This window comes from Tardiphaga sp. 709 (assembly GCF_032401055.1).
In the GTDB taxonomy this organism is placed as follows: domain Bacteria; phylum Pseudomonadota; class Alphaproteobacteria; order Rhizobiales; family Xanthobacteraceae; genus Tardiphaga.
Window position 1 is genome coordinate 3394386 of sequence record NZ_CP135529.1, and the last position, 18229, is coordinate 3412614.

The window sequence follows — 18229 nt, forward strand, 5'->3', positions numbered from 1 at the left end:
GATTAAACCTCAAATCGCCATTCGGCTGACTTCTTGATACGCCTGAACGACCTTGTCGCGGACGGCGACAGCCATCTGCAATGACCGTTCGGCAGACATGACCGCCTCGACCACCTTCTGTGCAGAGAGCTTGCCGTGAATGGACTGGATTGACGCGGCTTCGCCGGCCTTGATCGAACCGATGGCATCGGCTGCCACCTGTTCGAGGACGTTGTTGAAACCGACGGTGGCCGCACCGGGCTGCACCGCGGGTGTCGCGGAATTGATGACTTCGCTGGTTTTGGCGAGCTCACCAGCACTGCTGATGACTGAGGATACCGCTTCAAGCATGGTTAGCTCCTCAAGAGATCGATGGTCATCGACACCATGGATCTCACCTGTTTGATGACCTGTAGGTTGGCCTCGAAGGACCGGTTGGTTTCCCGCATGTCGCCCATTTCAATCAACGAGTTCACATTGGGCAGCTTTACATAGCCGGTTGAATCGGCAGCCGGATGGCCTGGTTCATAGTCCACACGGAACGGCGCCTGATCGGTTCCGACATCCTTCACCTTGACCATGCGCACGCCGGCGGCACGGTCCATCTCGGCCGTGAAGGTCGTGGTCTTGCGGCGATACGGATCCGAGCCTGGCGTGCGGCCCGTCGAATTGGCGTTAGCAAGGTTCTCCGACACGACCCGCAAGCGGGTCGACTGCGCTTCGAGGCCGGAACTTGCGATCTGAACAGATGCTTGCAACGGATCAATCATCGTCATCTCCCTCAGGTCTTCATGCTTGTCATGAACATGCGATGAAACGATTTGACGATCGCCGTATTCAGTGAGTAGTCGCGATTGATATCGCCGGCCTTCAGCATTTCCTGCTCGAGGCTGACAGAGTTGCCGGAGTGCACGGTTTCCCAGCTCTTCTCCTTGCGCATGCCCTGGGCTTCAACTGAAGAACCGGTCGTGATGTGCGCCGGTGACGTCACCGTCACGGGCACGACCTTCGATTCAATGATCTTGTTGAACGGCTCGATATCCTGCGCGCGATAGCCCGGCGTGTTCGCGTTGGCGACATTCGCCGAGATTGCGGACTGCCGCAGCGACAGCCATCGCTCATGCGATGAGGCGACGTCGAAGAGATAGACGGGTCCCACTTATCCCCCAGGCAAACATGATTCCTTCATCATGGTTTACAAATGGAAACTTGTCCGAGGCTGGAGATGCGCATCACGACATGCGCCGAGCGCCTATACGTTCGTCTTCTGCTTTCGCGAATGCAGGAAGTAGATGATTTCTGCGACAGGGCGGAAGAACTCCGACGGAATCATCTTGTCGATGTATGCGACATCGTACATCGAGCGCGCCAGCATCTTGTCTTCCACCACCGGAACACCATTCTTCTCGGCGATTTCCCTGATCTTCAGCGCGATCAGGTCCTGCCCCTTTGCAAGCACCGTCGGCGCAGCGTCTTCGCCCTGCTTGTACTTCAGCGCAATCGCGTAATGCGTGGGATTCGCGATCACCAGCGTGGCGCGCGGCACGGCCGCCAGCATCGACTTGCGGGCGCGATCGCGCGCCAACGAACGCAACCGCGATTTGACGATCGGATCGCCTTCGGCCTGCTTGAACTCGTCCTTGATCTCCTGCTTCGTCATGCGCAGTTCGCGGCGCCAATGGAAGCGTGCCCAGACGAGATCGAGCGATACCAGGACGATGGTCGCAATGCTGATGGCGGAGACGAGCCGCATTGCGGTAGTCAACACCAATTCCGGAACGGCCGCCGGATCGCTAAACAATGCATTCACGGCCACGGCCTCCTCAGCCCGCAGGACGATCATCACGACCAGACTGATAGCGGCGAACTTGAAGACCGACTTTCCGAATTCCACACGTCCCTGCGCACCGAAGATTCTGCCCCAACCTTTCGCTATTGAGATGCGCGAGGCTTCCGGCTGGATGCGATCGAACACAATTCGCGGTGCGTTCTGCAGGAACGATGACGCCAGCCCCGCCAGCATCAGGACAATAACAATCGGAATAACCAGTCCCGCCGCACTCATACCGACCGCGGAGAGCAACTCGATAGCATCCGTTCCATTACGGATGCGGATGCCCGACGGATCGTCGATCAATCGGGCTAAAGTGATTGTCAGCTTTCTCACGTTGTCGGTGGTTAGAAAGCTCTGAATAATCAATAGCGCGAGCATAGAGGCGAAAATCGGCGCTTCGCGCGAGACCGGGATTTGGCCCTTCTCTACGGAATCACGAACCTTCTTCTCTGTCGCCTCTTCGGTTTTACTGTCCTTATCGGGTTCGTCAGACACAATGCTCTATCTTCAGGTGAATACTGGCTGATCTTCTTGATCGGGATTGAGTTCGATTTCGCCGCGTCCAGCCATATCGAGCGCAAGGTCGGTAATGGCGCGCCGCGCGTCCAGGATCTCGCGCTGATTCGCAGGAATACCGTTTGCCAGTTCGTGGTCCACCAGACGACGGGTCCGCGAGGCGAGCGACGACAGAATGAGCTCGCGGAACGTTGTATCCGATCCCTTGAGCGCCATCACCACGCGGTCGGTCGGCACCTGATCGAAGATCAGCATGCGTGCCTTGGCCGTGAGGTTGACGATATCGTCGAAGGTAAACAGCATGCCCTTCAGAATTTCGGCGGACTTCGGTCGCGATTCGGTGAGGTTCTTCAGCGATTCCTCCATCTGCGTCCGCTCCATCTTGTTGATGATGTCAGCCATGCGCGGATAGGTGTCGGACGCCAGGTTTCGAGCGAAATTGATCATGAAGTCTTCGTGCATCGTTTTCTCGATAATGCCCATGGCATCCTCGACAACAGGCTTGAGGCTGAGCATGCGCCGCATCAGGTCGTGCCGGATATCCGGCGGAAGATGACTCATCACGCGGGCAGCACACGCCGGCTTCACCCGCGAGAGAATGAGTGCAGCGGTTTGCGGATGCTCCTTGAGCAGATAGTTGGCGAGCAGGCTTTCCGAGACGAGAGAGATGCGCTCCCAAACTGACTTGGTCTTGTTGCCCAGAACTTCGGAAATGATGTCAGTAATCTGGTCCGGCGGCAGCACGCCGTTCAGCAGCTTCTCCAGCTCGCCGACGGTGCCGAAGATATTCGGACCTTCCGAGAAATTCTGAGCGAATTCCTCGATGATTGCCTCGAGCTCAGGCCCCGAGATGGGCTTGAGCTCAGCCGCAGCGCGCGTGACCAGTTTGATCTCTTCGGGATCGAACTCCCGAAGCAGGCCGCCCGAGAGCTCACGCCCCATGGCTAGCAGAAGAGCTGCCGCTTTCTCGGTACCACCCAGCGGTTTGACGCTGGTGCCGGCGCGCTTAGCAGGTGCATTGAAGGCCATGGGAAAATCTCTTTAAGCGTCCGGATCCCCGGCCGCTCCTCCGACGATTTCCGTCAGCGATACACCGAAACGCGAATTCTCATCTTCCACGACCACGACTGCACCGCGTGCAACGATGCGTCCGTTGACGACGACTTCGACAGGTTCGCCCACACGGTGATCGAGCGGGATCACTGCGCCACGGCCAAGCTTCATCAGATCGGCGACCGGCATGGTCGCTGAACCAAGCAGCACCTGCACTGTGACCGGGATGCGCAGGATCGGCTCGAGATTTGTCAGCCGGCTGGTTTCCTCGGCAGCGCGAGCCGCGAGATCTGCCAGTTTGCCGAACGACGCGCCGTCAGCCTTGAGCGGGTCGCTAGCTGTAGCGGTCGCTGCGCTTACTGGATCGATATCGAATGGTTGCTTCATATCCCCTGCCTTCTTGAAAACTCAGATCTTGGCCTAAGCCGGATTTTGTGCCGCAGTGCGAGTATCGATTTCCGCGATAGCCTTGCGTGCCTCATCTATTTTGTCGCCAAGCGCCTGAACCATTTGCCGTCCGTCCGAACTGAACTCGCGTACCATCAATACCATGTCGTCCACCGTCTCATTGGTCTTGCCGACCACCGCAGTGAACTCCCCCTGATGCGCACGCAACTTGACGAGTTCACGATGCATCTTGGTGACGCGGATGCTCGTGAAGAGCAGGGCTGCAAAAAGGATGATGTCAACGAGCGAGGATACCATCGATAAATTCCCGTTTTTGGTCGGCCGATTCCTTGACCTGCAATGAATAGACGCCGTTCATCTGGCCGAGCTGACACCAGAACAGGCGTTGGTCATTGCATTCGAGGCGAACCATCGTGTCCGGCGTGGCATTGAGCTTGAGCACCTGGCCGACGTGAAATTTCGCGACCTCGCCGAGGGTAAACTGTCGCTCTTCGAGGACCGCCTTCAGAACGACTTCGGTCCGCTTGATCTCGCTGTGCAACTGACGGCTCCAGTTCGGATCGGTGGATGCCGACTCACCGGATACGATCTGCGACAACGCCTGCCGAATCGGATTGAGCGCTGCGTGCGGAATGACGATGAACATCTCGCCGCCGCGATCGAGACCCTGCAGCAGGATCTTCGCACACACGGCCATGTTGTTGAGGCGGCCGATCGCAAGATAGTCCATGCGCGTCTCGACGCGTTCCAGGTTGAACGTAACGTCCGAGGCGCGATCAAATGACGCCTGCAAAGCCTTGCCGAAGCGCTCGAACAGCGATTGCGCGACGTGCAGCTCCACGTTCGAGAATACCCGCGGCATATCCAGCGGCGGCTCCGCACCATCAGCACCGAACAGGAGTTCGATCATCGTATAGACGAAATCGCGATCAAACCCGATCAGGATACGGGCGTCCCATGCTTGCGCATAGAAGACCGCGGCAATGGCTTCGCCCTCATAGCGATCGAGGATATCGGAGAGGCGATCACTGCCCACGCTGCTTAGCGAGAAATACGACTGCGAAGGCGACATGGATCGCAGGCTTTCGGCGCAAAGATTCGTCATCTGGTCGAAAATCACATGCAGCATCGGCATGCGTTCGACGGAGATTCCGGCAGCCCCTAGAAGTTGATCTGATCCTTGATCTGCGCGGCCTGACTTTACTTCTGACATCAGGCCCGTGCTCCCGCTTTCGCCGAGGGTTCAGCGGGTGCTGCTTTTGCAGGCCCGCCGGAGATGGTTTCGCTTTCGACGACATCGATCGACGGGCGTTCACCCGGGCCGATCATCTTGCGGCCGTGTTCGATCGCGATCTGCGGCAGGGCCCCGTTCATGAAGGCGAGCAGGGACTGCTTGACGATCACATACATCCGCGCGCGCTGCTCGCGCACCAGCTTGATCTTGTGGGCCAGCGGCGCGACAAGACCGTAGGACAAGAAGATGCCGGCGAATGTGCCGACCAAAGCCGCGCCGATGAAGCCGCCGAGCAATTTCGGGGATTGGTCGAGAGCGCCCATCGCCTTGATGACGCCGAGTACCGCGGCGACGATACCGAGCGCCGGCAGTCCTTCGGCGACCATCATCAACGAGCCATATGGCTTCATCTTGCTGCGAATGATGGTTTCGATTTCCTCGTCCATCAGCGCTTCGATCTCATGCGGCCGCGCGCTGCCCATGATGATCAGGCGGAAGTAGTCGCAGATGAAGTGCAGAAGCGGCTCATTGGCGAGAACGGTCGGGAAGGCAGTGAATATTTCTGACGATGATGGATCGTCGATATGAGCTTCCACCTCGTTGCGACCCTTGTTTCGTACCTCGCGCATCAGCGAATGCAGAAGCCCGAGCAGATCGAGGTAATGGCGTTGCTTCGGCACCGCGACCGTCAATGCCTGCACGGTGGCGCGGCCGGTGTCGACCACGGTTTTCCAGGGATTCGCAATGACATAGGTGCCCAGCGACATCCCCATGATGATGACGAACTCCCAGGGCTGCCATATCACGCTGAGATGCCCACCCATCGCGGTGAAGCCGCCGATCAGACTGGCGAGTGTGATAATGACACCAAAGAGAATGCTCAAGCGCACCGCTCCAAATTGAGGATACGATTCACTTAGGCAACGATGCTTGCACGAGGCTGACATCGGCCTGCGGCGGCCAGCCCCGCGCAAGCTTGTGCGGGGAGTTTGAGGCCAGTCTCGCCGCATGCGCCCGCAGACTGGGAACCCACTGCCGATGGTCTCGACAATCGCAAGCTACCAGCGGATCTCCAAGAATATCGTCAAATCGTTGCAGCAGACGATGGAGAAGCCGGACGTGTCGAAGGACACGGAATACTACCTGTCACACATCCGCGATGTGAAGACGATCGACGAATTCATCGGCGACTATCGGTTGTTCAGCTATGCCATGAAGGCTTACGGGTTGAGCGACATGACCTATGCCAAGGCGTTCATGCGCAAGGTTCTTACGGAAGGCGTTGCCAGCTCGACCACGTTCGCCAACAAGCTTTCCGACGCCCGCTACCGCGAATTCGCCACCGCATTCGACTTCGCGAAGCTGGGTGACCAGGCGACGAGCACGACCGCCGCGCAGGTCGGCACCGTCGAGAAATACGTCCGGCAGCAACTCGAGGAAGACGCCGGATCGCAAAATGAAGGCGTTCGTCTGGCACTCTATTTCGAGCGCAAGGCGCCCAAGATCACCAGCATCTATCAGATTCTCGCTGATCCGGCGTTGATCAAGGTCGCCCAGATCGCGCTTGGCATCTCACCGATAACCTCGATGGCGGATGTCGACAAACAGGCGAATATGCTCAGCGCGAAAGTCGACATCGCGGATTTCCAGACCCCCGAAAAACTGCAGAAGTTCCTGCAGCGTTTTTCGGTGATGTGGGAGATGGAGAACGGAACGTCCACCGCCCAGTCGGCTTCAAGCACCCTCATCACGCAGCCGCTCGAAATGGGCCTCAGCACGGATGTGCTGACCACCCTACAGAACCTGAAAATCGGACGATAAAATGCAATCAGCGCTCTATGTCAGTCTCTCGGCCCAGGTCTCGCTTGAGAAGCGACTCGAAACCATTGCCAACAACATGGCCAATATGAAAACCGCCGCGTTCCGTGCCGACGCGGTGAAGTTCGAGACTGCAATGTCGCGCGCAGCAACGCAGGCGGTCGCGTTCTCCTCGCCCGGCGAGAACTTCATCTCGCGCAAGGAAGGCGCTATCACCCAAACCGGCAACACCCTGGACGTGGCGGTCACCGGGAATAGCATGGCTGCCTATCCCGGCGGCCCCGATCCCGGCAACACGACGTGGATGGCGTTTGCCGGCCCGAACGGCCCCGTCTATACGCGCGATGGCCGCATGCAGATCGACATCAACGGGCAGCTTCAGACCCTCACCGGCTATCCAATTCTCGATTCAGGCGGCACGCCGATCATCGTCGATCCCGATGCTGGCCCGCTGACGATCGTGCGCGACGGCACCATTTCGCAGGGCCGAATCCAGGTCGGTCAGCTCGGCCTGTTCGATATCGCCCCGGACGCAAAGCTGGAACGATTCGGAACGTCAGGTGTGATTCCGAGCAAGCCGGCGACCACGGCGCTCGACTTTGTCACGGTCGGCTTTCAGCAGGGCTATGTGGAAGGATCGAATGTCGATCCTCTGACAGAACTCACACAGATGATGACCGCACAGCGCACCTTCCAGAGCGTCAGCTCTTTGATAGACAATTCCGAAAGCACCATGCAGAGCGCCATTCGCACGCTGGGCGATCCAAAAGCCTGATGCCTGATATGACCGGCGGGAGAGTTCGATGAACGCGCTTGAAAAACTCGAATCGACCATCGCAACCCTGCGCCGTGACGTGCCCACGGTTCGTGTCGGCGGCATGGTGTCCGAGGTGACGCCAACGCTTTTTCGCGTCTCCGGCCTGTCGCGCTATGTCAGGCTCGGCGAATTGATCGGACTGGAGATCGACAAGCAGGTTCATCTCGGTGAGGTCGTGAGGATCGATAATGACGGCGTGACGGCCAAGCCGTTCGATTCCCACTTTGCTGCCGGCCTCGGCGTTCCCGCCTTCCGAATGCCTCCCAAGACACTGTCCCCACATCCGGCCTGGAAAGGTCGCGTCATCAATGCCCTCGGAGAACCACTGGATGGCGCCGGCGACATGCCCGTCGGCGAGCGCGAGATGCAGACGGATGCAAATCCCCCGCCAGCGATGAGCCGCTCGCGCGTCAGCAAGCCGCTCCGCACCGGTGTCCGGGTCGTGGATCTCTTCACACCGCTCTGCATCGGCCAGCGCATCGGTGTTTTCGCCGGTTCCGGCGTGGGCAAGACCACCCTTCTTTCGATGCTGGCACGCGGCTCCGGCTTCGACACGGTTGTCACTGCGCTGGTCGGCGAACGCGGCCGCGAAGTGCGTGAATTCCTCGAAGAAGCGCTGGTGCATCACAAGTCCCGCGCCATCACGGTCGTCTCGACCAGCGACGAAAGCCCGATGATGCGGCGGCTGGCACCGAAGACGGCCATGACCATCGCCGAATATTTCCGTGATCGCGGCGAATCGGTGCTGCTAATCGTCGATTCGGTGACGCGCTTCGCCCATGCATCGCGCGAGGTCGCGCTCGCCACCGGCGAGCCGGCGATCGCACGGGGCTACGCGCCGAGTGTCTTTAGCGAACTCCCACGACTGCTGGAGCGTTCAGGACCGGGCCTCGAAGGCCAGGGCTGCATCACCGGTGTCTTTGCCGTGCTCGTGGACGGCGACGACCACAACGAGCCCGTGGCAGATACGGTACGCGGTACGCTGGACGGACACATCATGCTGGATCGTGACGTTGCCGATCAGGGCCGCTATCCGGCCGTCAACGTGCTGTCATCGGTCTCGCGCCTCGGCCAGCATGTGTGGTCACCGGAGGAAGCCAATCTGGTGCGCAAGCTGCGTGCCATGATCGCGCGTTTCGAGGACACCCGCGACCTTCGCCTGATGGGCGGCTATCAGCCCGGCCGCGACAGCGAACTCGATCAGGCCGTCCAGCTCGTGCCCAAGATCTACGACGTGCTGCAACAGCACCCGACCGACCCGTCCTGCGCCGAGCCGTTCCAGGAGTTGCTCAGCGTGATCAAGACGGCAATCGGGTAACTGCGCTCCCGCGCTCTAGACACCCGGGATCGCGTCGAGACTCGCTGCCGCGACGATCGCGCCGGAACGCACGAGACGAAGCGATTTCTGGATGTCGTCGTGAAAATATCGATCGTCGTCGAGATGAGCCACCTCGGCCCGAATACGTTGGCGAACGCTTTCCAGATGATCGCTGGACCTGAGCGGCGCATGGAAATCACAGCCTTGTGCGCCCGCCAGCAGCTCGATGGCAATGACGGCCATCGCATTCTCGATCATCGGCAATAGCCGACGCGCCGCATGGGCAGCCATCGAGACATGATCTTCCTGATTGGCCGATGTCGGAATCGAATCGACGCTGGCCGGATAAGCCCGCTGCTTGTTCTCAGATACCAGCGCCGCGGCCGTCACTTGCGCGATCATGAAGCCGGAATTAAGCCCCGGCTTCGGTGTCAGGAACGCGGGCACACCGGATAGCACCGGATCCACCAGCATGGCGATCCGGCGCTCAGAGATCGATCCGATCTCACAGATCGCAAGCGCCATCATATCCGCCGCAAAGGCAACCGGCGCCGCATGGAAATTGCCGCCGGAGATCGCGATATCGTCCTCGGCAAAAACCAGAGGATTGTCAGAGACGCCATTCGCTTCGGTGAGAAGTGTGGTGGCCGCCTGCCGCAAAACGTCCAGCGCAGCGCCCATCACCTGAGGCTGACAGCGGAGGCAATAAGGATCCTGAACGCGGACGTCGCCAGTGCGGTGCGACTCGCGAATCGCGCTGCCGGCGAGAAGTTCCTTCAATGCCTGGGCCGATACGATCTGCCCTTCATGCTTGCGCAGTTGATGGATGCGCGGATCGAACGGCGTATCCGAGCCACGCGCGGCATCGGTGGACAAGGCACCACTGACGAGTGCGGTCTTGAAAAGAATTTCAACCTCGAACAATCCCGCAAGTGCATAGGCCGTCGAGAACTGCGTGCCGTTCAGCAGCGCCAGTCCTTCCTTGGCCTGCAGCTCGATCGGCTGCAGACCCGCGCTGGCAAGCGCCTCCGTCGCCGGCAACTGCCCGGACGTCGTCAGCGCCTCGCCGACGCCGATCATGACCGACGCCATATGCGCGAGCGGGGCCAGATCGCCGGAAGCGCCGACCGATCCCTGCGCGGGCACGATGGGCGTAATGTCATGCGCAATCATGGCGCTGAGCAACTGGACCGTCTCCATGCGGACGCCGGAGAAACCCTGTGCCAGGCTCGCTAGCTTGAGACACATCATCAGCCGCACCACCGGCGCCGGCGCCGGGTCGCCGACGCCCACACAATGCGACAGCACGATGTTTTTCTGCAGGGCCGTGATGCTTTCGGCTTCTATGCCGACATGAGCAAGCTTTCCGAAGCCTGTATTGATGCCATAGACAGGTTCGCCCTTGGCGACGATCCGGGCAACTGCCGCAACACTGGCATTGATGCGGGGAATACAGCTCTCATCGAGAACGGGTACTGCCCCTCGATAGATCGACCGCCAGTCTGCCAGCGTCACCGCACCCGGTGTGAACCGCATCGTCATAAAAGTAACTCCAAGCCATCCCGTAGATGGCCCAAGGCAACACATCCAACGCTGCGCTTCAATGTTTGCGTGCAACAAAAAGGCCAGCCTTGCGGCTGGCCTTTCAGCTGATCGACAGTCAGACCGTGCGCTGCGACGCAGCGTCACGTTTGGCTTATGGCTTCCAGCCGCCGCCCGGCAGATTGCCGTGATAGGGCGTGTTGCGGCAGTGGCCCCACGGACCGCGCCAGTAACCGGGAGGGCAGCCGTTCCCCATTACGGGAGCTTCCTGATAGTAGCCGCCCGGGAGTGGGCCGTAATAAGGTGTATAGCGGCAGCCACCATAGGGACCGCGCCAGCCGTTCGGACCGCAGCCACCCGCAACCGGGATCACGTGCGCTTCGACAGCGATGCTCTGGCCCATCATCGGCGCAGCGCTTGCCTGCGTCGAGACGATAAACATGGCGACGAGACATGCCGCCATCAGGTGCAGAATTTTGGTCATTCTATTCCTCTCGATGAGTTGAAGATCACTCGGCCCCGACGAAAGCGTCTTCGCCTTGCCGCGCGATGCGCAACCCGAAGATGCGTTGGTCTCCATTCTGCTTAGAGGCACCAGATACCGTTTGCAATTCCGTTCTATCAATGCACCGGCACAACCCGTTCGGTTAGTTATCCGCCCGTTAAGACGGCGAACGGAGCTGCCGCGCGAAGTACTTCATCAGTGTAGTTCCCTTAAACAAAGATGCAGCGACGTGTTGGAGCTATTCCAGAGACTGGAACCCCGCATCTGATCCCGCTGCGATCGAAGTGCTGCGACACGAGCGGCTTCAGTTGCTGTAAGGCCTTTGCATGAGCCGAGTTGCGTGGGGCTCGGTTCTCGCGCTACCACCGGCCGCCGTGCAATCGCTTGATGAAAGACACCCGTGCTTCCCTGGAAACTGATCGATACGACCGAAGTCCCCGGCGGCGGCGTGCCGCTGCGCCTGATGCAGCGCGGGCACGAATTCACCATCAAGCTCGGCCAGAACGAATTGATGAGCAGTCGGCTGTTCGGCTCCGAGGAAGCGCTGGCGACGCTCACCTGCTTTCGCCTCAAGGACATGAAGGCGCCGCGGCTTTTGATCGGCGGCTATGGCATGGGCTTTACATTGCGCGCTGCGCTAAAGGTGCTCGGCCCAAAGGCGAAGATCACCGTGGTCGAACTGGTGCCCGCAATCGTCGCCTGGGCGCGTGGCCCAATGGCTGAGCTGTCTGGCGACAGCCTGAGTGATCCGCGTGTGGAGATTGTCGAAGGCGATGTCGTTAAAGCCATCGCTGGTGCACGCGGCAAATATGATGCGATCCTGCTCGATGTCGACAACGGACCCGAAGGCCTGACGCGAAAATCGAATGATGCGCTCTATGACCTGAAAGGGTTGCGCGCGGCCCAGGCCGCGCTCAGTCCGGGCGGCGTACTGGCCGTCTGGTCGTCATTTCCATATGACAAATTCACGGCGCTCCTCGGCAAGGCAGGCTTCAACGCCGAGGAAATCAAGATCCGCGCCACCGGCACACGCGGCGGCGCCCGTCACGTCATCTGGCTGGCGACGAAGCCAAAAACATAGCCGTCGCCGCCATGAAGATGGGCCTTAATAGGCAACCGAACGCCGACTGCGGCGCGGTTCGGCATAGGGCTGCGGGCTGAACGCCAGACGCGGATTGACGATGCAGTCGACGCCGCGACCCGACGCAGTGGCTTGGCACGCTTCATAGCTCGGATAGGAGCAATCGGTCCCGAAAGCCTGCGACTGGATACAATAGGGATAGGTCGGGGCGGCAGCTGCAGGGCTGGAAGCCATGGCCGAAACACCACCAACAGCCAGCACGGCCAGCATCAGATTACGCATCATGTCTTCTCCTCCGCGGCAGCGGTCCTGTGACTCCCCAAAAAGCAACGGAGCCCGCGGATGAACGTTCCCGCAGGCTCCGGTACATCCCGGTCTCGTGATCACGCGTTAACACTGGCGCAATCACGAGGATTAGACACCATAGTGCCGCATGGGTTCATTCGACCTTAAGGCCTGCGGCCTTGACCACTTTCTCCCACTTCTCGGTCTCGGCGACGATCATCTTGCCGAAGGCTTCCGGCGGTCCGATCAGCGGTTCGCCGCCGAGATCGATCAGCTTGGCCTTGACGGCCGGATCGGCCAGCACCGCATTTACGTCCGCGTTGAGCTTGGCGATAATCTCCGGCGGCGTCTTCTTCGGCGCGCCCATGCCGAACAAGGCGCTGGCCTCATAACCCGGCACGGTTTCCGCGACGGTCGGCACATCGGGCAACAGCGACGACTTCTCGGTGGTCGTCACCGCCAGCGCACGAAGGCTGCCCGAGCGGATATGCTGGATGATTGACGGCATGTTGTCGAAGATCACCTGGACCTGACCGCCGAGCATATCAGTGATCGCTGGCGCGGCACCGCGATAGGGCACATGCTGCATCTTGGCGCCTGACAGCATCATGAACATCTCGCCGGACAGATGCACCGAGGTGCCGTTGCCCGACGACGCCATGTTCACCTTGCCCGGATTAGCCTTCACATAGGCGATGAATTCACCGACGGTCTTCGCCGTGATGTCCTTGTTGACGGTCATCACATTGGCAGTGCGATGGAAGGCGGCGACAGGCGCGATATCACGCACGAAATTGAAGCTTAGCTTCCCATAAAGCGTCGCGTTGATGTAGTTCGCCGGATTGACCAACAGGATGGTGTAGCCATCGGGTTCCGCATTCACGACAGATTCGGTGCCGATATTGTTGCCGGCGCCCGGCTTGTTCTCGACGACGAATTGCTGACCAGTTCGCTCGGATAGCTTTTGCCCGATCAGGCGGGCCAGAATATCGGTTGCACCACCAGCAGGATAGCCGACGACAAAGCGAACCGGCCGCGTCGGATAGTCCACGGCCAGCGCCGAGCTGACGGGAACGAGAGCGGTTGCAGTAAAAGCAGAAAAGCCAAGCGCAATCAGACCGATCGCGGCACGACGTGACGTCATATTTTATTCCCTCCGGCTGCCGCAACTTTGCGCGCGGTCAGCGTGTGTTGAATTGACAACGGCCGTATCTACCAAACAATTCAACTATCGACCAGTGCGACACTACTGCGGCACCAGCCCAAAGAAACGCCAAGGACCATTTCATGTCCCTCACCGTCACGGCCCTTGATCATCTCGTCCTGAATGTCACTGACGTCCAGCGCTCCGCCACCTGGTATCAACGCGTCCTGGGCATGGAGGTGAAGGTGTTCGATCCCGGTCCGGGCAAGTTGCCGCGCACATCGGTGAGTTTTGGCGCGCAAAAGATCAATCTGCGGCCGATCGGCGCCGATAAGATCGAGTGGTTCACGGCGGATCATGAGATGGCCGGCAGCGACGACCTCTGTTTTCTCACGGCATCGCCGCCCGATGCCGTGGTCGCGCATCTCGGCGCTTGCGGCGTCGCCATCGAGGAAGGCCCGGTGGCCAAACAGGGCGCGCGGGGCACCTTGCGCTCAGTCTATTGTCGGGATCCCGATGGCAGCCTGATTGAAATTTCGTCTTACGAAATAGGCTGATCCTACATGCCGGAGCGGTTTGCACCGCGCGGTCGCCGATGGCACAACATCCTCCCTAAAAACAAGAATAAGAAAGCCGCCCCCGCGTAAGCGGTCGCTCCGGCGGCTTTCGACGGAGGATGCATGCCCTACCCCGCGACGAATCCCGCCATGATTCCCGGCTCGATCGGCCCGTTCGACGGCATGGACGTGCCGTGGCTGCTGCGCATGCGCGCCGAGACGCGTCGCGATCACCCTTTCATCATCTGGTCGCCATTCGATGCGCCAGCGCGGCCATGGACTTATGGCGAGTTTCACGAGCGCGTCGGGGCACTTTCCGCAGGCCTCGCCAGACGCGGCATCGTTCAGGGCGACTATGTGCTGATCCATCTCGATAACTGCGTCGAGATGCTGCTGGCCTGGTTCGCCTGTGTCGAACTCGGCGCCATCGCGGTCACCACGAATACCCGTTCGTCGGCCAGCGAGATCGAATATTTCGCGGATCACTGCGGCGCGGTCGCGGCGATCACGCAACCATCCTATGCCGAGCTCGTCGCCGCCAATTGCCGGAAGCTGCGCTGGATCGCTGTGACCTCGCACAATGCCGGCGCATCGGCCGACGGCCATGCGATCGGCAAGGCTGAGCGGTTCGAATCCCTGTTCGCCGACAGCGCCGACCGTCCGCGCCGCCCTGTCGATCCTTGGGCACATTGCAGCGTGCAATATACGTCGGGCACTACGTCGCGGCCCAAAGCCGTACTGTGGACCCACGCCAATGCCTTATGGGGCGGCAAGGTGAACGCCGCGCATCAAGACCTGCATGCGTTCGATACGCATATGACTTATCTGCCGCTGTTTCATACCAATGCGCTGGCCTATTCGATGCTGGCGACGTTGTGGGTCGGTGCCTCCCTAGTGCTTCAGCCGCGTTTTTCCGCGCGCCGGTTCTGGGACGTGGCGCTCGAACATCGCGCCACCTGGCTTTCGACGATCCCATTCTGCATGAAGGCGCTGCTCGAGCACGACGTACCGAAGCATCATTTCCGGCTGTGGGGTGCGTCGTTCTGCGATCCGCCGGCCTTCGCCAAATTCGGCGTCAAGATCATCGGCTGGTGGGGCATGACCGAAACCATTACTCACGGCATCATCGGCGAGGTCGATCAGCCTAACACGCCGATGGCCATCGGCCGCGCCGCAACCGAATATGGCATCCGCGTCACCAATGACGACGGCACGCCGACCGCCGTGGGTGAGACTGGCAATCTCACGATCAAGGGCATTCCCGGCCTGTCGCTGTTCAAGGAGTATCTGCACAACGAGGCCGCGACTTCAGACAGCTTCGACGCGAACGGCTTCTTCATCACCGGCGACCGCGTCACGCTGCTGGAGCGCGGCCATATCAAGTTCGGTGATCGCGCCAAGGACATGCTGAAGGTCGGCGGCGAGAACGTGGCAGCGTCCGAGATCGAGCAGGTGGTCATCACCGTGCCCGGCGTTCGCGAGGCGGCCGTCGTCGGCAAGAAGCATCCGATGCTGGATGAAGTGCCGGTGGTTTTCATTATCCCCCATGCCGGCGTGGCGCAGACGCCACCGGCGCTGCATGACAATGTCATGGCGGCTTGCAAGAGCGGGCTGGCGGATTTCAAGGTGCCGCACGAAATCCACTTCGTGGACGAGATGCCGCGTTCGACGCTTGAAAAAGTGGCCAAGGCGGAATTGCGCAAGCTGCTGGCCTGAGGCGAACGGCGCTTACGCGCCGAGCGCCACCGGGCGGAACACCTGTAGCAGTTGCTGGTCGATCTTGTCGCCCATCTGCTCCATGATTTCGAACGCCTTGGCATGCGTGAAGGCCATGCGATAGGCACGCCGCTCCACCAGAGCTGCGTGGATGTCGACGATGGTCATCAAGCGAACGATGTCGCTGATCTGGTCGCCGGCCAGCGCATCGGGGTAGCCGCTGCCATCTAGGAATTCGTGGTGATGCAGCACCACGTCGAGCATCTCGCGCGGAAAACTGCCCTGCGCCACCAGTGCTTCGAAGCCGAGACGTGGATGTTTGCGCATCTCGAGCGTCTCGTCCTCGGTGAGCTTGCCCGGCTTGTCCAGGATCGAGACCGGGATGAAGGCCTTGCCCACATCATGGACGAGGGCTGCGCGCGTGAGGCGGCGCTGATCTTCGTCGCGCATGCCCAGATGCTGCGCAAAGGCCACCGCGAACCCCGTCACGAACAGGCAGTGACGATAGCTGTGATTATGATGACGGCCGACGGCGGCCAGCCATTCGCGCAGTGACGTGCGCTTGATGGCCTTCAGAATCTGGTTCTCGGCCTGCATCACGTCGTTGAAAGTGAGCGGAACGCCGGCGGGCAGCTTCTCGAAGATCTTGACCATCACCGCATGCGCCGCCTCGACGCCGCGATTCAGCGCCTTGCCGCGCGCGGAGAAGTCCTCGTCATGCGGGTTTGGAAATGCCGCGCGAATGCGCTGCATGATGCCACGTGCATCGAACGGCCGCGCGATCGTATCGGTGGCGCCGAGCGCCCAGGCCTGCATGGATCCGTGATGCAGCGAGTCGGCTAGCACGAACAGGCGCGGTATCGCTTCATAGGATTTGTGGCGCAGTTTGTTGCGCACGCGCTGCACGGCCTCTGCCGAGCGCAGATTGATATCGACCACGATACCCGACAGCTCGCTGGGCGGCGTCTCCGGAATGTCTGACGTTGGGACAACATCCACTTCGCCGACCTTCTGCAGGATGTCGACGAGTTCGCTGCTGCTATCGCTGCGGTCCGATGCCAGAAGCAGTCGGCGGCGCGCCGGCGATTGTTTGACTGAAGCGGTCATATGCCCTCGATCTATTGCGGCGAACGGGCCGCAAGCAGGACATACATACCTTGGAACAGGGTTCCTGAAGCTTAATGGGTATTGTTAATGCTTCCTGATCGGCCCGCGGAAGGTTTCATTCCGGCGGATAGCACTATCGGCTGGTTAGGGACTTCGGGAAAACTTTAAGCAATCCCGCCTTGCACCGGTATCCGATCCGGAAAACAATCGCGCTATGAAGACCATCAGGTTCATCCTCGGCGTCGCGAGCGCCCTCGCCATCACGGTTCCAGCCCACGGGCAGCCCGCCGGAACGACGCCCGATCTGCCATTCACGGCAACCCTTTCGAACGCCACGCCGCTGGCCTTCGGCATGGCAACGGATGATGCCGCCCGCGCTTTGGGTACGCCACTGACCTATATCAGCCGCCGGGCGGGGCATGAGATCTATCTGGCGATCCGCACCTTCGGCGGGAGCGGCTTCTTCGACCGCCGCGACCGCCTCTATCTCCAGTTTCGCAAGGGACGCCTGACCGGCTGGAAGGGCGACTGGAGCCGAAACTGGATGTGGCAGTAGCCGCTTTGTGAGTAGACCACTGCTGCCGTCCGCGCCAAACAGACCTCACCCTTCAACAACGATATGGAATACCTCGTGGGACAAGACATCACGCTGACCGCATCTGACGGCTTCAAGCTCGGCGCCTACCGCACCCAGCCTGAGGGCAAGCCCAAGGGCGCCGTGGTTGTGATCCAGGAGATCTTCGGCGTAAACGACCACATCCGCACGGTCTGCGATCGCTTCGCCGTGCAAGGCTATGTGGCGGTGGCGCCGTCGATCTTCGATCGCACCGAGCCCAATTTCCAGTCCGGTTATTCGCCCGAGGAAATCGCCATCGCGCGCAAGTTCGTTACTAGTCCGGATTGGCCCGCGATGCTGCGCGATACCCAGGCCGCGATCGATTCCGTTGGGGATATCGGCAATGTCGGCATCATCGGCTTTTGCCTTGGCGGCAGCGTCGCCTTTGCCGCCGCCACGAAATTGACGGGCCTCAGCGCCGCCATCGGCTATTACGGCGGCGCCGTGGTGCGCTTTGCCGACGACAAGCCGACCGTGCCGACACAGCTGCATTTTGGCGAAAAGGATCACGGCATTCCGCTCTCGGACGTCGAGACCATTCGCGCTAAGCGGCCGGATGTGGAGATTTTCGTCTACGACGGAGCCGAGCACGGTTTCAATTGCGATCAGCGCGCCAGCTATAACAAGGCCAGCGCGGATGTTGCGAGAGAACGGAGCCTCGCGTTCCTCGCGAAGCATCTGAAGTAAGCCGCCGCCCTC

22 protein-coding genes are annotated in these 18229 nt (G+C 60.3%); 8 read left to right on the forward strand and 14 right to left on the reverse strand.

Features of this window, described 5'->3' with window-relative positions:
• Positions 1-9: 9 nt before the first annotated feature.
• The 9 genes from RSO67_RS16585 to motA all read right to left on the reverse strand — a co-directional run bounded on the left by RSO67_RS16585 (position 10) and on the right by motA (position 5848).
• Positions 10-330, reverse strand: coding sequence for a flagellar hook-basal body complex protein FliE (locus RSO67_RS16585; protein ID WP_068729891.1), 321 nt, complete (start codon positions 328-330; stop codon positions 10-12).
• A gap of 2 nt (positions 331-332) precedes the next feature.
• The gene (gene flgC / locus RSO67_RS16590; protein WP_315839766.1) at positions 333-749 is read right to left on the reverse strand and encodes a flagellar basal body rod protein FlgC; all 417 of its coding nucleotides are present in this window, start codon (positions 747-749) and stop codon (positions 333-335) included.
• Between the two features lie 11 nt (positions 750-760).
• A complete protein-coding gene (gene flgB, locus RSO67_RS16595; RefSeq protein WP_092141368.1) occupies positions 761-1138 on the reverse strand; it encodes a flagellar basal body rod protein FlgB in 378 nt (125 codons plus the stop codon).
• A 93-nt stretch (positions 1139-1231) separates the two neighbouring features.
• Positions 1232-2308 (reverse strand): flagellar biosynthesis protein FlhB, encoded by a 1077-nt coding sequence (flhB, locus tag RSO67_RS16600; RefSeq protein WP_315839767.1) that lies wholly within the window; start codon positions 2306-2308, stop codon positions 1232-1234.
• A gap of 12 nt (positions 2309-2320) precedes the next feature.
• On the reverse strand, positions 2321-3358 hold the full coding sequence (locus RSO67_RS16605) for a flagellar motor switch protein FliG (RefSeq protein ID WP_315839768.1): 1038 nt from the start codon (positions 3356-3358) through the stop codon (positions 2321-2323).
• Between the two features lie 12 nt (positions 3359-3370).
• Positions 3371-3769 carry a flagellar motor switch protein FliN gene (gene fliN / locus RSO67_RS16610; protein ID WP_175369216.1) on the reverse strand — a complete coding sequence of 133 codons (399 nt, stop codon included), beginning with the start codon at positions 3767-3769 and terminating at the stop codon, positions 3371-3373.
• Positions 3770-3802: 33 nt separating this feature from the next.
• Positions 3803-4087, reverse strand: coding sequence for a hypothetical protein (locus RSO67_RS16615; RefSeq protein ID WP_093757678.1), 285 nt, complete (start codon positions 4085-4087; stop codon positions 3803-3805).
• Positions 4068-5003, reverse strand: coding sequence for a FliM/FliN family flagellar motor switch protein (locus RSO67_RS16620; protein WP_315839769.1), 936 nt, complete (start codon positions 5001-5003; stop codon positions 4068-4070). Before RSO67_RS16620 ends, RSO67_RS16615 begins: the two co-directional genes overlap by 20 nt.
• Positions 5003-5848 carry a flagellar motor stator protein MotA gene (motA, locus tag RSO67_RS16625; protein ID WP_315844277.1) on the reverse strand — a complete coding sequence of 282 codons (846 nt, stop codon included), beginning with the start codon at positions 5846-5848 and terminating at the stop codon, positions 5003-5005. The genes RSO67_RS16620 and motA overlap by 1 nt, the downstream gene beginning before the upstream one ends.
• A gap of 214 nt (positions 5849-6062) precedes the next feature.
• Here motA and RSO67_RS16630 point away from each other — a divergent pair, with 214 nt between their 5' ends.
• From RSO67_RS16630 to fliI, 3 genes are read left to right on the forward strand one after another with little or no spacing between them, the layout of a single operon-like run.
• Positions 6063-6845 (forward strand): DUF1217 domain-containing protein, encoded by a 783-nt coding sequence (locus tag RSO67_RS16630; protein WP_315839770.1) that lies wholly within the window; start codon positions 6063-6065, stop codon positions 6843-6845.
• Position 6846: 1 nt separating this feature from the next.
• A complete protein-coding gene (gene flgF / locus RSO67_RS16635) occupies positions 6847-7617 on the forward strand; it encodes a flagellar basal-body rod protein FlgF (RefSeq protein ID WP_315839771.1) in 771 nt (256 codons plus the stop codon).
• Between the two features lie 28 nt (positions 7618-7645).
• The gene (gene fliI, locus RSO67_RS16640; protein ID WP_315839772.1) at positions 7646-8977 is read left to right on the forward strand and encodes a flagellar protein export ATPase FliI; all 1332 of its coding nucleotides are present in this window, start codon (positions 7646-7648) and stop codon (positions 8975-8977) included.
• Between the two features lie 15 nt (positions 8978-8992).
• On the opposite strand, the gene hutH is transcribed toward fliI, so the two are convergent.
• Both hutH and RSO67_RS16650 read right to left on the reverse strand, forming a co-directional pair.
• Complete coding sequence (hutH, locus tag RSO67_RS16645; protein WP_315839773.1) at positions 8993-10519, reverse strand: histidine ammonia-lyase; 1527 nt, start codon at positions 10517-10519, stop codon at positions 8993-8995.
• 154 nt (positions 10520-10673) lie between these two features.
• A complete protein-coding gene (locus RSO67_RS16650) occupies positions 10674-11003 on the reverse strand; it encodes a GCG_CRPN prefix-to-repeats domain-containing protein (RefSeq protein ID WP_315839774.1) in 330 nt (109 codons plus the stop codon).
• Between the two features lie 421 nt (positions 11004-11424).
• On the opposite strand from RSO67_RS16650, the gene RSO67_RS16655 reads away from it, so the two are divergent.
• The gene (locus RSO67_RS16655) at positions 11425-12105 is read left to right on the forward strand and encodes a spermidine synthase (RefSeq protein ID WP_120287549.1); all 681 of its coding nucleotides are present in this window, start codon (positions 11425-11427) and stop codon (positions 12103-12105) included.
• 24 nt (positions 12106-12129) lie between these two features.
• Here RSO67_RS16655 and RSO67_RS16660 read toward each other — a convergent pair whose 3' ends face one another.
• Positions 12130-12390: a DUF3551 domain-containing protein gene (locus tag RSO67_RS16660; protein WP_315839775.1), complete on the reverse strand. Its 261-nt coding sequence runs from the start codon at positions 12388-12390 to the stop codon at positions 12130-12132.
• Positions 12391-12544: 154 nt separating this feature from the next.
• Entirely contained in the window at positions 12545-13534 is a 990-nt protein-coding gene (locus RSO67_RS16665) for a Bug family tripartite tricarboxylate transporter substrate binding protein (RefSeq protein ID WP_089263420.1), read from the reverse strand.
• A 143-nt stretch (positions 13535-13677) separates the two neighbouring features.
• On the opposite strand from RSO67_RS16665, the gene RSO67_RS16670 reads away from it, so the two are divergent.
• Together RSO67_RS16670 and RSO67_RS16675 are read left to right on the forward strand one after the other, a co-directional pair.
• Positions 13678-14091, forward strand: a complete 414-nt coding sequence (locus tag RSO67_RS16670) for a VOC family protein (RefSeq protein WP_315839776.1) — start codon at positions 13678-13680, stop codon at positions 14089-14091.
• Between the two features lie 123 nt (positions 14092-14214).
• Positions 14215-15807, forward strand: coding sequence for an AMP-binding protein (locus RSO67_RS16675; RefSeq protein ID WP_315839777.1), 1593 nt, complete (start codon positions 14215-14217; stop codon positions 15805-15807).
• A gap of 12 nt (positions 15808-15819) precedes the next feature.
• Here the strand turns inward: RSO67_RS16675 and RSO67_RS16680 are convergent, their stop codons facing one another.
• Positions 15820-16914: an HD-GYP domain-containing protein gene (locus RSO67_RS16680; protein WP_315839778.1), complete on the reverse strand. Its 1095-nt coding sequence runs from the start codon at positions 16912-16914 to the stop codon at positions 15820-15822.
• A gap of 214 nt (positions 16915-17128) precedes the next feature.
• On the opposite strand from RSO67_RS16680, the gene RSO67_RS16685 reads away from it, so the two are divergent.
• Both RSO67_RS16685 and RSO67_RS16690 read left to right on the forward strand, forming a co-directional pair.
• Positions 17129-17470, forward strand: a complete 342-nt coding sequence (locus RSO67_RS16685) for a hypothetical protein (RefSeq protein ID WP_315839779.1) — start codon at positions 17129-17131, stop codon at positions 17468-17470.
• Between the two features lie 75 nt (positions 17471-17545).
• A complete protein-coding gene (locus tag RSO67_RS16690) occupies positions 17546-18217 on the forward strand; it encodes a dienelactone hydrolase family protein (protein WP_315839780.1) in 672 nt (223 codons plus the stop codon).
• The last annotated feature ends 12 nt before the right edge of the window (positions 18218-18229 follow it).

Bases quoted from the DNA above. Each gene is read 5' to 3' on its own strand.
- RSO67_RS16665 (WP_089263420.1), bottom strand. From the start codon at position 13,534: ATGACGTCACGTCGTGCCGCGATCGGTCTGATTGCGCTTGGCTTTTCT.
- hutH (WP_315839773.1), bottom strand. From the start codon at position 10,519: ATGACGATGCGGTTCACACCGGGTGCGGTGACGCTGGCAGACTGGCGG.
- RSO67_RS16685 (WP_315839779.1), top strand. From the start codon at position 17,129: ATGAAGACCATCAGGTTCATCCTCGGCGTCGCGAGCGCCCTCGCCATC.
- flgF (WP_315839771.1), top strand. From the start codon at position 6,847: ATGCAATCAGCGCTCTATGTCAGTCTCTCGGCCCAGGTCTCGCTTGAG.
- RSO67_RS16650 (WP_315839774.1), bottom strand. From the start codon at position 11,003: ATGACCAAAATTCTGCACCTGATGGCGGCATGTCTCGTCGCCATGTTT.
- RSO67_RS16675 (WP_315839777.1), top strand. From the start codon at position 14,215: ATGCCCTACCCCGCGACGAATCCCGCCATGATTCCCGGCTCGATCGGC.
- RSO67_RS16630 (WP_315839770.1), top strand. From the start codon at position 6,063: ATGGTCTCGACAATCGCAAGCTACCAGCGGATCTCCAAGAATATCGTC.
- flgC (WP_315839766.1), bottom strand. From the start codon at position 749: ATGATTGATCCGTTGCAAGCATCTGTTCAGATCGCAAGTTCCGGCCTC.
- fliI (WP_315839772.1), top strand. From the start codon at position 7,646: ATGAACGCGCTTGAAAAACTCGAATCGACCATCGCAACCCTGCGCCGT.
- RSO67_RS16585 (WP_068729891.1), bottom strand. From the start codon at position 330: ATGCTTGAAGCGGTATCCTCAGTCATCAGCAGTGCTGGTGAGCTCGCC.
- motA (WP_315844277.1), bottom strand. From the start codon at position 5,848: ATGGGTGGGCATCTCAGCGTGATATGGCAGCCCTGGGAGTTCGTCATC.
- fliN (WP_175369216.1), bottom strand. From the start codon at position 3,769: ATGAAGCAACCATTCGATATCGATCCAGTAAGCGCAGCGACCGCTACA.
- RSO67_RS16660 (WP_315839775.1), bottom strand. From the start codon at position 12,390: ATGATGCGTAATCTGATGCTGGCCGTGCTGGCTGTTGGTGGTGTTTCG.
- RSO67_RS16605 (WP_315839768.1), bottom strand. From the start codon at position 3,358: ATGGCCTTCAATGCACCTGCTAAGCGCGCCGGCACCAGCGTCAAACCG.
- RSO67_RS16615 (WP_093757678.1), bottom strand. From the start codon at position 4,087: ATGGTATCCTCGCTCGTTGACATCATCCTTTTTGCAGCCCTGCTCTTC.
- RSO67_RS16680 (WP_315839778.1), bottom strand. From the start codon at position 16,914: ATGACCGCTTCAGTCAAACAATCGCCGGCGCGCCGCCGACTGCTTCTG.
- RSO67_RS16620 (WP_315839769.1), bottom strand. From the start codon at position 5,003: ATGTCAGAAGTAAAGTCAGGCCGCGCAGATCAAGGATCAGATCAACTT.
- RSO67_RS16670 (WP_315839776.1), top strand. From the start codon at position 13,678: ATGTCCCTCACCGTCACGGCCCTTGATCATCTCGTCCTGAATGTCACT.